General features: G+C 53.3%; 9 protein-coding genes and 4 tRNA genes. 8 read left to right on the forward strand and 5 right to left on the reverse strand.

Annotation, left to right across the window (positions count from 1 at the left end):
• The first annotated feature begins 15 nt into the window (after positions 1 to 15).
• The 4 genes from K0H63_RS17835 to K0H63_RS17850 are packed head-to-tail and all read left to right on the forward strand — an operon-like array spanning position 16 to position 4,679.
• Complete coding sequence (locus K0H63_RS17835; RefSeq protein WP_220065838.1) at positions 16 to 1,425, forward strand: TolC family outer membrane protein; 1,410 nt, start codon at positions 16 to 18, stop codon at positions 1,423 to 1,425.
• Entirely contained in the window at positions 1,422 to 2,027 is a 606-nt protein-coding gene (locus K0H63_RS17840; RefSeq protein ID WP_220065839.1) for an OmpA family protein, read from the forward strand. Before K0H63_RS17835 ends, K0H63_RS17840 begins: the two co-directional genes overlap by 4 nt.
• A gap of 16 nt (positions 2,028 to 2,043) precedes the next feature.
• Positions 2,044 to 2,751: a transglutaminase-like cysteine peptidase gene (locus K0H63_RS17845; RefSeq protein ID WP_220065840.1), complete on the forward strand. Its 708-nt coding sequence runs from the start codon at positions 2,044 to 2,046 to the stop codon at positions 2,749 to 2,751.
• 8 nt (positions 2,752 to 2,759) lie between these two features.
• Positions 2,760 to 4,679: a bifunctional diguanylate cyclase/phosphodiesterase gene (locus K0H63_RS17850; RefSeq protein WP_220065841.1), complete on the forward strand. Its 1,920-nt coding sequence runs from the start codon at positions 2,760 to 2,762 to the stop codon at positions 4,677 to 4,679.
• Between the two features lie 185 nt (positions 4,680 to 4,864).
• On the opposite strand, the gene K0H63_RS17855 is transcribed toward K0H63_RS17850, so the two are convergent.
• The 4 genes from K0H63_RS17855 to K0H63_RS17870 form a co-directional block, all read right to left on the reverse strand.
• Positions 4,865 to 4,941, reverse strand: a tRNA-Pro gene (locus K0H63_RS17855).
• Between the two features lie 76 nt (positions 4,942 to 5,017).
• Positions 5,018 to 5,094: transfer RNA gene (locus K0H63_RS17860), tRNA-Pro, on the reverse strand.
• A 23-nt stretch (positions 5,095 to 5,117) separates the two neighbouring features.
• Positions 5,118 to 5,193: transfer RNA gene (locus K0H63_RS17865), tRNA-His, on the reverse strand.
• 35 nt (positions 5,194 to 5,228) lie between these two features.
• Positions 5,229 to 5,305 (reverse strand) — tRNA-Arg (locus K0H63_RS17870).
• Positions 5,306 to 5,520: 215 nt separating this feature from the next.
• Here K0H63_RS17870 and K0H63_RS17875 point away from each other — a divergent pair.
• Positions 5,521 to 8,109: a bifunctional diguanylate cyclase/phosphodiesterase gene (locus tag K0H63_RS17875; protein WP_220065842.1), complete on the forward strand. Its 2,589-nt coding sequence runs from the start codon at positions 5,521 to 5,523 to the stop codon at positions 8,107 to 8,109.
• 12 nt (positions 8,110 to 8,121) lie between these two features.
• Here K0H63_RS17875 and rep read toward each other — a convergent pair whose 3' ends face one another.
• Positions 8,122 to 10,134 carry a DNA helicase Rep gene (gene rep / locus K0H63_RS17880; RefSeq protein WP_220065843.1) on the reverse strand — a complete coding sequence of 671 codons (2,013 nt, stop codon included), beginning with the start codon at positions 10,132 to 10,134 and terminating at the stop codon, positions 8,122 to 8,124.
• A 144-nt stretch (positions 10,135 to 10,278) separates the two neighbouring features.
• Here rep and K0H63_RS17885 point away from each other — a divergent pair, with 144 nt between their 5' ends.
• The 3 genes from K0H63_RS17885 to K0H63_RS17895 are packed head-to-tail and all read left to right on the forward strand — an operon-like array spanning position 10,279 to position 15,064.
• A complete protein-coding gene (locus K0H63_RS17885; protein WP_220065844.1) occupies positions 10,279 to 10,845 on the forward strand; it encodes a TetR/AcrR family transcriptional regulator in 567 nt (188 codons plus the stop codon).
• Positions 10,846 to 10,861: 16 nt separating this feature from the next.
• Positions 10,862 to 11,980, forward strand: coding sequence for an efflux RND transporter periplasmic adaptor subunit (locus K0H63_RS17890; RefSeq protein WP_220065845.1), 1,119 nt, complete (start codon positions 10,862 to 10,864; stop codon positions 11,978 to 11,980).
• Between the two features lie 12 nt (positions 11,981 to 11,992).
• Positions 11,993 to 15,064, forward strand: coding sequence for a multidrug efflux RND transporter permease subunit (locus K0H63_RS17895; protein WP_220065846.1), 3,072 nt, complete (start codon positions 11,993 to 11,995; stop codon positions 15,062 to 15,064).
• Positions 15,065 to 15,146 lie beyond the last annotated feature (82 nt).

The raw sequence follows: 15,146 nt of genomic DNA on the forward strand, positions 1-15,146 counted from the left end.
CGGGAGGGTTTATCAATGAACAAGAAACGCTTGCAACAGTTGCGCTTGGGCGTACTGGCTGCAGCCATAGGTGGCATCATGATGCCTATGGCCGCAAGTGCCATGACGCTCGAACAGGCCGTCGCCCATACGCTGGACAGTAACCCTGACCTGCGTGCTGCGTTCAACCGCTTTAAAGCGCGTGAAGAGCAGGTAAATCAGGCGATTTCTGGCTACATGCCTACGGTGGACCTCACCGGTGGTTGGGGCTGGGAGCAAACGGACAGTCCAGCAACCCGTCGTCGCTTCGGTCGTGAAGATGGTGACTTTGAACTCAAGCGCGGTGAAGCCGGTATCAGTATCCGTCAAATGCTGTTCGATGGTTTTTATACTGCCAGCGAGGTGGACCGTCTGAGCTTTGAAGCCAGCGCAGATCAGTGGGCCTTGTTCGCCGCGGCCGAAGACATGGCGCTGGATGTGGCTAAGGTGTATGTCAATTACATCCGTACCGAGCAAGTAATGACTCTGGCGGAGAAAAACCTGGCAACTCACAAAGAAATCTATGACCAAATCAAGCAGCGTACTGATTCAGGCCTGGGTTCTATTGCTGACTTGTCCCAAATCACAGGTCGTCTGGCTCGCGCCAACGCCAACGTGATTTCGGCGCGCAATAACTTCTTCGATGCCAAGGCGCAGTTCTCCCGCGTGGTAGATAAAGCACCCGACGACATGATTGTTCCCGTACCAGATGCCGATATGCTGCCAACTGACTTGTCTACCAGCGTGACCCTGGCACAGGACAACCACCCAGTGCTCAAGTCTGCTGCTGCCGACATCAATGCTGCCGAAAACGAGCGTTCATCGGCGCAATCGAGCTACTACCCACGCGTCACTCTTGAACTCGATGGTAACTGGAACAACAACCTCGATGGCGAAGACGGCATAGCGGGCACTGGTGCATTCCGTACTGATGTAGGTGGTTACAACAACGACCTGGTTGCCATGGTTCGTGTGCGTTACAACCTGTTCGCTGGCGGCAAAGATCTGGCCCGTGAAAAAGAAGCCGCTTACAAAATCGGTGAAGCCAAAGAAATACGCCAACGCGCTTACCGTGAAGTCGTTGAAGGCGTCAATCTGGCATGGAATGCCTATGAAATGCTGACACCTCAGAAAGACTATATCCGCGAGCACGTTAAAGCGGCAAAAGACACACAAGTGGCTTACACCCAACAGTTTAATCTGGGTCAGCGCACCTTACTCGACTTGCTGGATACCGAAAACGAACTCTTTGAAGCCCGTAAAGATTATCTGCAGGCCGAGTTCGATGAGATTGTTGCCAAGTATCGGGTATTGAATGCCACTGGTCGCCTGCTGGATTCACTGAAGGTAACCAGACCCACAGTATGGCAGGGAGAGCGTGAATATGAAGGGGGAGTAAAACCATGAGAATGACTTTATTGATGTTGGCTCTGCTGAGCCTTGGCGCCTGTTCCATGCGCGATACAGTGAACATGGACCAGCCTACGACGCAAGTGTTCGATCTGAACGACCCAGATCGTGACGGTGTGATTGAAGCCCGTGAGCGCTGTGCTGGCACCATGATGGGTGCAGCTATCGATAACTACGGCTGCGGTGATATCAAAACCATCAACGAACGTCGGGAAGTCAAGGTATTGTTCCCCAACGATTCATCCTATCTGGCCCCACAATACTTCGGACAAATTGAGGAACTGGCGTCGTTCATGCGTCAATTTCCCAATACCAAGGTGACCATTGAAGGCCACTGTAGCCGGACAGGTGGGTATGACTACAATATGGAGCTGTCTCAGCGCCGAGCCAATGCTGTCACCGACGTGCTGACCCAGCAATATGGTATCGACTCCGGCCGCCTCAAGGCGGTGGGATTTGGCTACAACAACCCGGTTGACCCAAGTGACACCCCTGAAGCACACGACAAAAACCGTCGGGTGATCGCGGAGATTGTTGGTGACGACACTACTGCAGACATGAAGTGGCACATATATACTGTCGACCAGGAAGTGAAATAACATTTGAATCAATAGCATGAAAGGCGGACAAACGTTTACCCAAACAATGCTTAGGGTCTGCCAACACAGTCTGTTGGCAACGGCCATATTGGGAACTTGTCTGTTTGCCCAGTCCAGCACACAGCTGGACAGGAGCAAAATCGTTTCCACCCTGGAGAGCAAATATGGCCCCAGGGCCGGAAAACGTGCCAATGCCTGGTTTCAAGTGGTTGACTCGGCCCAAGGGCTGAGCGAAATGGAAAAGCTGACGAAGGTGAACACCTTTTTTAATCTGTTCACCTTCGTCGACGACATTAAGTTGTGGGGCGATTCCAACTATTGGGCAACACCCATGGAGTTTATCGGGGTTGCCGGTGGCGATTGTGAGGATTTTTCCATCGCCAAGTATTTTACCCTGCTGCAACTCGGTATACCGGACGAGAAGCTCAGGATCACCATGGTAAAGGCAACCTCAGTCAATCAATACCACATGGTGCTGGCCTATTATGAAACGCCGGGGTCCGTGCCACTGGTACTCGATAATCTGGATAAGGCAATCAAGCCGGCAACAGCCAGGCGAGATTTGCTGCCTGTTTATAGCTTTAACGGTAAACAACTGTGGTTAAACAAAGAAAAGGGACGGGGTGTGCTCGCGGGCTCTTCCTCGCGGCTGGAAAAATGGACCGATCTAACCCACAGATTAGGAGTTGATCGGCTCAGGCAACCCAAGATGAGATTGGAGTAACTAACGATATGACACTGTTTCGACAGCTGTATTCGCTATTGTTTGGTCTGTTTTTATTGGTAATTACTGCTTTGGCTTATGTGCAATTTACTGAGACCAAAAGCTTTTTGACCAAACAGATGGAGTCGGACCTCAATAACGTCAGCAATTCACTGGGTTTGCTGCTGGTCCCTGCTCTGGAAACCGGCGATATCGCCACCGCCGAGACTCTGATTAATGTTATCTTCGAAGGTGGCTACTACCAGCAGGTAAAGTTGACTTGGTTAGTGGATGGAAAACAGCAAGAGTGGAACAACAGCCTCGAAATCCAGGGCGTTCCCCAGTGGTTCATTAACCTTGATATATTCGGCACCATCAAAAAGGAAAGCACCATCACTTCGGGGTGGCTGCAACTGGCGCAACTGGAAGTGACAGCCCACCCAGGCTTTGGCTATCACGAGCTTTGGCGAATTCTCACCAACACAATCATCGTTTTCTCCGTCCTGTTTTTGGTTGCCATATTCCTCGCACGTTTTGGTCTTAGCTGGATTTTGAGACCACTGCACATAGTCTCTGAACACGCCAAGAGCATTGCCAATCGCCAGTTCGGCCCTGAACTTGCGATCCCAAAGACCAGTGAGTTAAAGGAAGTGGTTATTGCTTTTAACAGCATGTCTTCCCAGCTCAAGCAGATCTTCAGTTCACTGGACGAAGAAGTTACCTCGCTGCGCAAAAAGAATCTGGTGGATCAGGTATCTGGCTTGCCCAACCGTCAATATCTGGTGGGACGCATCAACAGCTGGCTCTCTGAACCCGGCAGTGGTGCACTCTTTATGGCCAAGTTTGATTGGCTTGAAGAAGTGCATGCAAAATACGGCTATCAGGTACGCGACGAAACCATCAAACTCCTGTCAGAAAAACTGCAATCCCAACTGGAAGAAATTGCGCCGGGCGTGGTTTCCAGAATTGCCGCGTTTGAGTTTGCATTCCTGGTATTTGATGTTGATAAAGAACTTATCAGTAAGTACCTGCAAACCCTGATCCGCACGGTCAATCAGGAAATCTCAAAAGCTGGTGGTAAACCCAATGAGCATTTCGCCATAGGTATTGCTGAACGCATTGGCTCAATGACAGTGTCTGACATCCTGGCGCAGTCGGATAACGCACTGCAAACCGCTATCAAGGGTGGCAAGGTGTATCACTGGTTTGAGTCCAGTGAAGAGCAGATGTTTACTCGCGAACAATGGCGTGAAAAGCTCTCCAGCGCCATCAATGCCAAACTGTTCAAATTCCGTTGGCAGCCCATTCAGCTCACAGATGGCGCAGGCCTGCTGCAGCATGAGCTTTACTGCCAATTGGAAATTGGCGATAAGCTGGCCCATGCCGGACAATTTATGCCCTATGTAGAGCTGCTTTCCCTGGGGGCTTTGCTGGATAAATGTTTGATCCAAAAGGTGCATGACATACATCTACTGGAGCGCAACTTTGAACCAGTGGCCATTAACCTGACCCATCAAAGTTTGACCGACACTGAGTTCCATCAGTGGTTACAGCAGTTCCTTCGCTCAACGCCTATGGCGGAACGGCTGTGCTTCGATATTCCTGAATCCGGGGTCTACAGTAATCCGGAAGCCTGTGAGGCCTTGTGCGCCATTATCAGGGACAATGGCGCAAAGTTTGGTATCGATCACTTTGGCCGTCAGTTTGGCTCTATGTCCTATCTGCAAACCCTGAGACCCAGCTATGTAAAACTGGATCAATCTTTTGCTTACTACGACGAAAACCAGCACAACGCAGAGCTCTGCCGTGCCTTGGTCAACGTGGCCCGTGGTTTGGAAATTCAGGTTATTGTTACAGGTATTCAGGAAAAGCCGCAGTTAGAGCGCTTCATTCCACTGAAAACAACGGCATACCAAGGCTTTATTTCTCCACCTGTGAGTGTGGATTAATACACAGCAACACTGATAAAGGCACCTTTGGGTGCCTTTATTATTTTTCATCCAATAACCCAGGCTCAGCCAAACAGTCACCATTCATCGAGATAGATGTCAGACAACAGATGCAACAAGGCCACACCAAACAATATTGTTTCAGACGGTGGAATAATGTGTAGAGGATGTGTGTAGAAAGAAGGTGGTCGGTGATAGAGGATTCGAACCTCTGACCCTCTGCTCCCAAAGCAGATGCGCTACCGGACTGCGCTAATCACCGAAACATCGAATAACACTGTGGCTGAAAACAAAAAAATGCCGCAAGGCATTTATCCGCATTCAAAAAAGAGAGGAAGTGGTCGGTGATAGAGGATTCGAACCTCTGACCCTCTGCTCCCAAAGCAGATGCGCTACCGGACTGCGCTAATCACCGACGAATTTCTTCATCTGGAAAAGTGGGGTGACTGATGGGGCTCGAACCCACGACAACCGGAATCACAATCCGGGACTCTACCAACTGAGCTACAGTCACCACTGAATTTCCTTGCTGACCCGACTTAATCCAACTGGCGCACCCAGAAGGATTCGAACCCTCGGCCTCACCCTCCGGAGGGGTGCGCTCTATCCAACTGAGCTATGGGTGCCCCGCCGTGTCAGCGCCGCATATAGTAGGAGGTATTTGTTCCTGAGTCCAGAGCATAAAATGCTTTTTTTCATCGTTTGCTCAAGTTTTGATTAATCCACTGGTGTGTATGCACAAAAATCGTTCTAAGAATTCACTTTGAGCCTACCCCATTCGAGAGTATGCTGTTCTTTTAACGTCTCTGTTACCCACTAATACACAACTGCGACGAACAATATGTTTAGGGATACTGGATTTAAGGATGAAGCCAATTCCCCGTCAGGGGAAAGCATTGAGCGGTTACTTAAGCGGGTTGACAGGCTCAGACGGCTAGCCGGCAAGTATAAACGTGCCGAAATCATCCGGGATGCACTCTTACAAATTACCCACATCGCCACCGAAGTAAATTCTCCGGAAGACTTCTATGCTGGCGTTCACTTGCATCTCAAATCCCTGATAGCGGCTGATAACTTTTTTATTGTCACTTACAACCACCGTACCGAACGTCTGGAAATCCCTTTCTTTGCCGATGAAATGGACCCCCACCCGGCCCAGATGTACCCAGATAGAGACATCCACAGCATACTGACGCGCGGCATTACCGGTTATGTATTTCGCTGCGGCGAAACCATGCTGTGCAACGAAGCGGACTTTGAACGCCTTGTTGCTGAAGAAGCCATCGAGAATTTGGGCAGTGCCAGCCATCAATGGCTCGGCGTGCCCATTCGGTATCAGGAGCGTACAACCGGCGTCCTGGTGGTACAAACGTACGATCCCAACGTGAGTTATGGCCTTACCGAAATCGAGCTGATGGAGTTTATCAGCCACCATATTTCAGGGGTGATGGAGCGACTTCGTCATCAGGAGCAGCTCGAACAATCCATCGATCAGCGGACAAAGGAACTCAGCGAAGCCTACGACAAGCTGAAACTCGAAGTCTATGAAAGACGCAGAGCCGAGCGGCTGCAAAAATCTCTGTTTGAAATTGCCGAATTGTCGGCCTCGGGGTTGGAGCAGGAAGACTTCTACAGCCGACTTCACAACATTCTCAGCCACCTGATCCCCGCCAGCAACTGCTATATCGCGCTGCTTGACGATACCAATCAGCAGCTGCGTTTCCCCTTTTATGTTTCGCAGTTGGGCACAGAGCCCCCCAGCCGTCGCCCTCTGACCGACGGTTTGACTGAATACCTGCTCAGCAGACGCCGCCCACTGCTGCTGGATCAAAAAGATATTCAGGACCTGGTCAATAAGGGGGAGATTTATGTCAACACCCCTACGCTGAACAACACCCAAAAGATGCATCAATGGATTGGCGTTCCGCTCTTTATCGGAGACGAAGTTCGCGGCGCCCTGACCATTTACAGCCTCAGCATGACTCAGAACTATCAAATACGCGATCTGGAGCTGCTGACCTTTGTTTCCCAGCACATAGGCACCGCCATCGAGCGCAAACAGCATGCTGAGTTCATGAAAAAGAGCTACGAGCGGCTCGAATCAAAAGTCGCTGAACGCACCCGCGAGCTGGAACTGGAAATTCAACGCCGCCGTGAAGTGGAACAAAAGCTGATTCACGACGCCAAACACGACACCCTGACAGGCCTGCCCAATCGCAGTATGTTTACCGAACGTCTCGGCCAGGCTGTGCGTCATGTGAGGCGCCATGGACGTGACCAATTCGCCCTGCTCTTCATCGACCTCGACAGATTCAAGCAAATCAATGACACTCTGGGTCACCTTGAGGGCGACCGCTTCCTGATAGAAACGGCCCGCCGACTGTCCAATTGCATTCGCGAAAACGACACCCTTGGCAGATTGGGGGGCGATGAATTTGTCGTGCTCCTCGACCAAATCAATACTCCCAAGGATGCCGAGGAAGTAGCCGAACGCATCCTGTCGCAGCTGTCAGAACCCTTCCAGTTGGGCGATGCCCTGTTTCAGTCCGGCGCCAGCATCGGCATTGCCGTGAGTGGGCGCAGCCAACAGGATACCCCCGAGTCAATGCTGAGAGACGCTGACGCTGCCATGTATCAGGCCAAGTCCCGGGGCAAGGGTTGCTATGTGGTTTACGACAGCAAACGTCGGCAAGAACATCAGGCAGAACTGCATGACGAAGCCTTACTGCGGGACGCATTGGCGCGGGATGAGTTATATCTCAAAATCCTGCCGGTGGAATCTCTCTCCACGGGCGAGCCGCTGGCCTATCGTTTAAGCCTTGGCTGGCGTCCCCCCAAAGGGGGCGAGCTGGCTGAAGACACCATTTTGTCCATTGCCGAGCGCTCCAATCTTATCCTCGAGCTGGACCGCTGTTTGCTCAGACACCTGAAGCGTCCACTTCCCCTCGAACTCAACGAAGCCGAACTGCATTTGTGTTTATCCAGCGCCCATCTCAAGCACAAACATGCCCTGAGAGGCCTGAAAAATATGGTCAGAGAGCTGAATCTGGATACCGCAAGGTTGTGGTTGTTCTTCGATGAGCGCGCCCTGGTGCAAGACACTCAGGGACACATTGCAGGCTTTGAGGCACTGGGAAAACTGGGGGTGAGCTTTGGGCTATCCGGCTATGGCAATGGCTACAGCTCTCTTAAATCCCTTACTTTAATGCCCATCAAGGCGTTAAGGTTGGCGCCTACGACAGACAGACTTGGCTCGGAAAAAGTGCGCTTACTCACCGCCTCGGCAATGGCAGCCACGTCATTGGGATTAATCGTTATCGCCTCAGGCACCGAATGCAGCCTCACCCGCCAGAGTTTAATTCAGGCCGGCATAGACCGCATTCAACAACTGCAGCCACTGAATCAGGCGCAGAGCAGCGTCTGCGCCTGATGTCCCGAGACATTATTTTTTAAACATGGCCCTGAGGTTGGCGATGTTGGCTTTGCCCGTTTCCTGACGTTGTTGCTCTGTCTGGGGCTGCTTGCGACTCTCCCAAATCAAGTCATCCTGAGGCAGCTCGTCCAGAAAACGGCTGGGTTCACAGCGCATGGTTTCGCCGAACTGACGCCGCTCACGGCACAGGGTAAACCAAAGCTCACGCTGCGCCCTGGTCACCCCCACGTACGCGAGCCGACGCTCTTCTTCCACATTGTCTTCATCAATGCTGGTCTGGTGCGGCAGAATGCGCTCTTCCATGCCAATCATGAACACATAGGGAAACTCCAACCCCTTAGAGGCATGGAGGGTCATCAGCTGCACCTGGTCCCCTGCTTCGTCTTCACTGTTACGCTCCATCATGTCTCTGAGCGTCAAACGGCCCACGACCTCCGACAGCGTCATGGGCTCATCCAGATCGTCACCATTGAGCATCTCAGTCACCCAGCGATACAGCTCGGAGATGTTCTTCATCCGCATTTCGGCCGCTTTGGCGCTGGGGCTGGTCTCGTAGAGAAAGTCCTCGTAATTGATTTTGCGGATAAGCTGCTTGATGGCATCCACGCCTTCGCCGCGCTCGGCAATATCACCGGTTTCCACGATAAAGCGGCCAAATTGCTCCAGCGCCGTCATGGCACTGTTCCCCAGATGGAGCTCCAGCTCAGGCTCAAAAATGGCGGCAAACATGGAAATATGTTTGCTGTTGGCAAAGTTACCCAGACGCTCCAGGGTTGCCGGGCCTATGCCGCGTTTGGGCAGGTTTACGATGCGCAAAAACGCATTGTCATCGTCCGGATTCACCACCAGCCGCAGATAGGCCATGATGTCTTTAATTTCGGCGCGGGAGAAAAACGAGGTACCGCCGCTGAGCTTGTAGGGAATGCGGTTGGTCATCAGCGCCCTTTCTATCAGGCGCGACTGGTGGTTGCCACGGTAGAGAATGGCGTAATCGCCGTAACTGGTTTTGCCCACAAAGCGATGGCGAATAATTTCAGCCACCACCCGTTCGGCCTCCTGCTCTTCATTCAGCGCCGTTATCACCCGCATGGGCTCGCCGTAAGCAAGCTCAGAAAACAGTGACTTGTCGTACACATGGGGATTATTGGCAATGAGGATGTTGGCCGCACGCAGGATTCGCTGACTGGACCGGTAGTTCTGCTCCAGCTTGATAAGCTTGAGGCTCGGAAAGTCCTTACCGAGCAGCACCAGGTTTTGTGGCTTGGCACCGCGCCAGGAATAGATTGACTGGTCATCGTCACCCACCACGGTAAAACGGGCGCGCTCGCCCACCAACAGCTTTACCAGCTCATACTGACTGCCGTTGGTGTCCTGATATTCGTCCACCAGCAGGTACTGGATACGGGTCTGCCAGCGCCTGCGCACTTCTTCGTTATGCCTCAGCAGCAGGGTCGGCAGCAGAATAAGGTCATCAAAGTCGAGGGCATTGTATGCCTTCATATGCTGGGCATAGCGCTGATACAAGAGGGCAAACAGCTGCTCCCGTTCATCTTTGGCGACCTTGCGGGCATGATCCGGGATCACCAGCGCGCCCTTCCAGTTGGAAATCGAGGTCGCCAGCAGCTTGAGCAGATCCTTGTCTTCCTGAAGCTCTTTTTCAGTGAGCTCCTTTAACAGCGCCAGGGTGTCCTGGTCATCAAACAGCGAAAAGCCGGCCTTGAGTCCTACGGCCTTGTGCTCGCGCTTGAGAATTTCCAGACCCAGTGTGTGGAAGGTAGAAATCCACAGCCCCCGCGCTTCTTTGCGACCCATGGATTGGGCGACCCGCTCTTTCATCTCCCGCGCCGCCTTATTGGTAAAGGTCACGGCGGCAATATTGCGAGCCTGATAGCCACACTTCTGCACCAGATAAGCAATTTTGTTGATGATCACCCGCGTTTTACCACTGCCCGCACCCGCCAATACCAGACAAGGACCGGAAACATAATGGACTGCATCATTTTGTGCGGGGTTCAGCTTCATGGGGGCGATATTTAACCGGGTTAACCAAACAGAGGACTGGCGATCATAGCAGATCCCAAAGCATGCAGGCGACCCTGCAGCGCTTGCCAAATTTATTGCAGCACCATAAAATGAATGAACGTTCATTCACTACAGGTGTCAGTTATGGACAACAAGCGGGAACAAATTCTCAGAGCAGCCGAAAACATTATCGCCAACGACGGACTTCACAATCTGTCGATGCAGAAGCTGGCCAAAGATGCCGGTGTGGCTGCGGGCACCATCTATCGGTATTTCGCCGATAAAGATGCCCTCATCGATGAATTGAGACGCGATGTGCTGACCCAAATCGCCAACTTTATTCTCGCTGATGCCGTTGAAGGCAGCATCGAGGCCCGTTTTCGGCGTATCTGGTTCAACATCATCCGCCTCGGCGAAACCTGTACCCTGGAGCGGCTCAACTTCGAGCAATACACCCATCTTCCCGGCGCCAACAGCGAAGAGCACCGCAAGTTTGAGCGGGAAACCTTCGCCCCCCTGCACGCACTCTTCGCCGAGGCGAAGGCCCAGGGACTGATGTTGGAGATGGATGATGAACTCTTGTTTGCGCTGGCCTTTGAGCCGGCCGTGGGCCTGTGCAGGCGAATGCGCCGCACCGGCATGAACTTTCAACAAAGCGAGCTGGAGCAGGTATGTGACCTGTGCTGGCGCGCCATCAAGCCTCACCAATAAGCGGAGCCAATAGGCAATGAAAAAGTGGATTCTGGTCATGCTGACCATAGCGCTGGTGACTCTGGGGAGTGTCATCGGCTTTAATCTGTTTGTAAAAGGCAAGATTGCCGAGGCCATCGCCAATATGCCGGAAGCCGAGTTTCCGGTCACGGCGCTGGCAGTAAGCCCTACTCAGTGGCAACCCACCATTGACGCTATCGGCTTTGTCGAGCCCCATCAGGGTGTCACCATCGCCAACGAAGCGGCGGGCGTAGTCACCAACATCGCCTTCGAGAATGGCAGCAATATCAGCAAAGACCAGTTGCTGGTTGCCCTGGACACCCGGGTCGAAAAGGCAAACCTGCAGGCCAAGCTGGTGCAGCTGCCTGCCGCTGAAGCCGACTTCAAACGCTTAACTCGTTTGTACGCACAAAAATCGGTATCAAAGCAGGACCTGGACAACGCCGAGGCCAAGTATCTGGCACTGAAGGCTGATATCGAAAGCCTGGAAGCCACCATAGGTCGCCGCGAAATCCGCGCGCCCTTCTCTGGCCTGGTGGGTATCCGCAACATTAACCTCGGTGAGTATCTGCAGGTTGGCAGTGACATAGTGCGTCTTGAAGACATCAGCACCATGAAAATCCGCTTCACCATTCCACAAACCCAGTTACCCAGAGTAGCCGTGGGGCAAAAAATTCATGTGTATGTGGATGCCTATCCGGAAGAAGCCTTCGAAGGGGAAATTGCCGCCATCGAACCTGCGGTCTTTTATCAAAGCGGTCTGATTCAGATCCAGGCGCGGATCCCCAACGATCATGCCCGCCTCAGAAGCGGTATGTTTGCCCGGGTCAGCGTTCTCCTCGATAAGCTCGAGCAACAAATCGTACTGCCGCAGACTGCCATTAACTTTACGCTTTATGGCAACTCGGTTTATCTGGTTGAGAAGCATGACGAAAACGGCCAGCCCGTTTTAAGAGTTCGCCAAATCAACGTGAATGTACTCGAGCGCAGTGGCAACGATGCTCTGGTCACGGGCCCGCTGAAGCAAGGCGATCTGGTGATCACATCCGGGCAAATCCGCCTGTCCAACAACAGCAAGGTCAGCGTGGTGGAAGATAAGGCCATGACCGAAGCCGCCACCATGCCCAAGCTCTAAGGAGATATCCGGATGCGCTTTACAGATATCTTTATCAAACGGCCGGTGCTTGCCGTTTCGATAAGCTTCCTCATACTGCTGCTGGGATTGAATGCCCTCAAAAGCATGCAGGTGCGGGAATATCCCGAGATGACCAATACCGTGGTCAACGTGGCCACCAGTTATTATGGTGCCGACGCCGACCTCATTCAGGGCTTTATTACCCAGCCGCTGGAACAGGCATTGGCCCAGGCCGACAACGTGGATTTTATGACCTCCGAGAGTTTTCTCGGCAAGTCCAATATCAACGTGTACATGAAGCTCAATACCGATCCCAATGGCGCCCTGGCTGATATTCTTGCCAAGGTAAATTCGGTGCGCTCGCAGCTGCCCAAGGAGTCGGAAGACCCGACTGTGACCATGTCCACCGGCTCACAAACGTCTGTGCTCTATATCGCCTTTTCCAGCAACAGCATCAACTCGAGCCAGCTGACAGACTATCTGGAGCGGGTGGTTAAACCGCAGCTCTTTACCATCAACGGGGTCGCCAAGGTTAACCTCTACGGCGGTATCCAGTACTCGATGCGCATATGGCTCGACCCGGCTCGCATGGGCGCGTTCAACCTGAGCGCCACCGAAGTGATGCAGGTACTGCAGGCCAACAACTTCCAGTCTGCCGTGGGTCAGGCCAATGGTGTCTATACCCTGTTTAACGGCACCGCCGATACTCAGGTGGCCACCATCGACGAACTGAAACGCTTGGTGATTAAAAGTGGTGACGGCAAGGTGGTTCGCCTCGGTGACATTGCTGAAGTGTCGCTGGATAAGAGCCACGATGTGTACCGCGCACTGGCCGACGGTCAGGAGGCCGTGGTCATAGGTCTGGACGTGACACCCACGGCCAACCCTCTCACGGTGGCCGCCGATGCCCGTACTCTGCTGCCGGAAATCGAGCGCAGTCTGCCGCCATCCATCAAGGCGCGCATTCTCTATGATTCATCCCGCGCCATCGATGAGTCCATCAATGAGGTTATCAAAACCATAGGTGAAGCGGCGATTATCGTGATTGTGGTGATCACCCTGTTTTTGGGTTCGCTGCGCGCCGTGCTTATTCCAATTGTGACCATTCCACTGTCGCTGATTGGCGTGGCCATCATCATGCAAACATTCGGCTTCAGTTTGAACCTGATGACACTGCTCGCCATGGTACTGGCCATCGGCCTGGTGGTGGACGACGCCATCGTGGTGGTGGAAAACGTCGACAGACACATCAAGCTCGGCGAAAGCCCGTTTCGCGCTGCCATCATAGGTACCCGTGAAATCGCGGTGCCGGTAATTTCCATGACCATCACTCTGGCGGCTGTGTACGCCCCCATCGCGCTGATGGGGGGCATCACGGGCTCCTTGTTTAAAGAGTTTGCCCTGACCCTGGCGGGCGCCGTATTTATTTCGGGGATAGTGGCACTGACTCTGTCGCCCATGATGTGCTCGAAAATCCTCAAAGAGCACAGCGCGCCGAGCAAGTTTGAGCATGCGGTTGAAACAACCCTGAGTCGCATGACCGACAGTTACGCCCGCATGCTGGCGGCTGTCATGCAAAGGCGTGCCGTGGTCGTGGCCTTCGCGATTATCGTGTTTGCCTCGCTGCCGTTTTTGTTTAAATTCATCCCCGCTGAGCTTGCCCCCAAGGAAGACAAAGGTGTGGTGATGATGATGGGTACTGCGCCTTCCACGGCCAACCTCGATTACATCCAGGCCAACATGACGCTGGTCACCAACATGATTGCGGCCCAGCCTGAATCGGCAGCCTCACTCGCCTTTGTGGGCATTCCAAACGCCAATCAGGCATTTGGTATTGCGCCGCTGGTGCCCTGGAGCGAGCGTGACAAGAGCCAGAAGGAGATGCAGAAGTTCTTTGCCGGTGAGGTAAAGAGCATCCCCGGCATGGCGGTAACCACCTTCGAGATGCCTGAATTGCCCGGCGCCTCCAGCGGCTTGCCAATTCAGTTTGTGGTCACTACCGCCAGCAGTTTTGAGAGCCTGTTCCAGATTGGTACTCAAGTGCTGGAGAAGGTGCAAAAGAGCCCGTATTTCATCTACTCCGAGATGAACCTCAAGTTCGACTCAGGCAGCATGCGCATCCATATCAAGCGCGATCTGGCGGGCACCTACGGGGTGACCATGCAGGATATCGGCATGACGCTGTCGACCATGATGAGCGACGGCTATGTTAACCGCATCAACCTCGATGGCCGCTCCTATGAAGTGATCCCTCAGGTGGAGCGTAAACTGCGCGCCAATCCCGAGTCGCTGGCAAATTATTACGTGAAGGCCGCCGACGGTAATTCAATTCCGCTCTCAAGCCTGGTGGAAATCGAGATGGTGGCTCAGCCCCGCTCTTTGCCCCACTTCAACCAGATGAACTCGCTGACCATTGGCGGCGTGGCCACCCCCGGGGTTGCCATAGGGGATGCCATCGCCTTCCTGCAGGACATAGGCGACAACGAGTTGCCCAAGGGCTACAACTACGACTTCCTCGGCGAAGCCCGTCAGTTTGTGACCGAAGGCTCGGCGCTGTACAGCACCTTCCTGCTGGCCATTGCCATCATCTTTTTGGTGTTGGCGAGTCAGTTCGAGAGCCTGAAAGACCCTGTGGTTATCCTGGTGTCTGTGCCGCTGGCCATCTGCGGCGCCCTGATTGCACTGGGGTGGACCCATGTGTTCGGGCTCTCGTCCATGAACATCTATACCCAGGTGGGCCTGATCACTCTGGTGGGACTTATCACCAAACACGGGATCCTGATGTGTGAGGTGGCCAAGGAAGAGCAGCTGCACCGTGGTATCGTTCGCATCGAGGCCATCAGTCTGGCAGCCAAAATCCGCTTGCGCCCCATCCTGATGACCACTGCAGCCATGATTGCGGGCCTTATTCCGCTGCTGTTCGCCTCCGGCGCCGGCGCCGTAGCCCGCTTCAACATAGGTCTGGTGATTGTGGCTGGCCTTGCCATAGGCACTGTGTTCACCCTGTTTGTACTGCCGGTGATCTACAGTTTCCTCGGCGAAAAGCACAAGCCGCTGCCTGAATTTGTTGAGGCCAACGCCTGATAACTGAACCTTTGGAAAAAGCCGGGACTATCCCGGCTTTTTTATTGCCCTTCTCAGCCCATTTCCCCTTCGCCTGCAACAA

This window comes from Shewanella zhangzhouensis, assembly GCF_019457615.1.
Taxonomy (GTDB): Bacteria; Pseudomonadota; Gammaproteobacteria; order Enterobacterales; family Shewanellaceae; genus Shewanella; species Shewanella zhangzhouensis.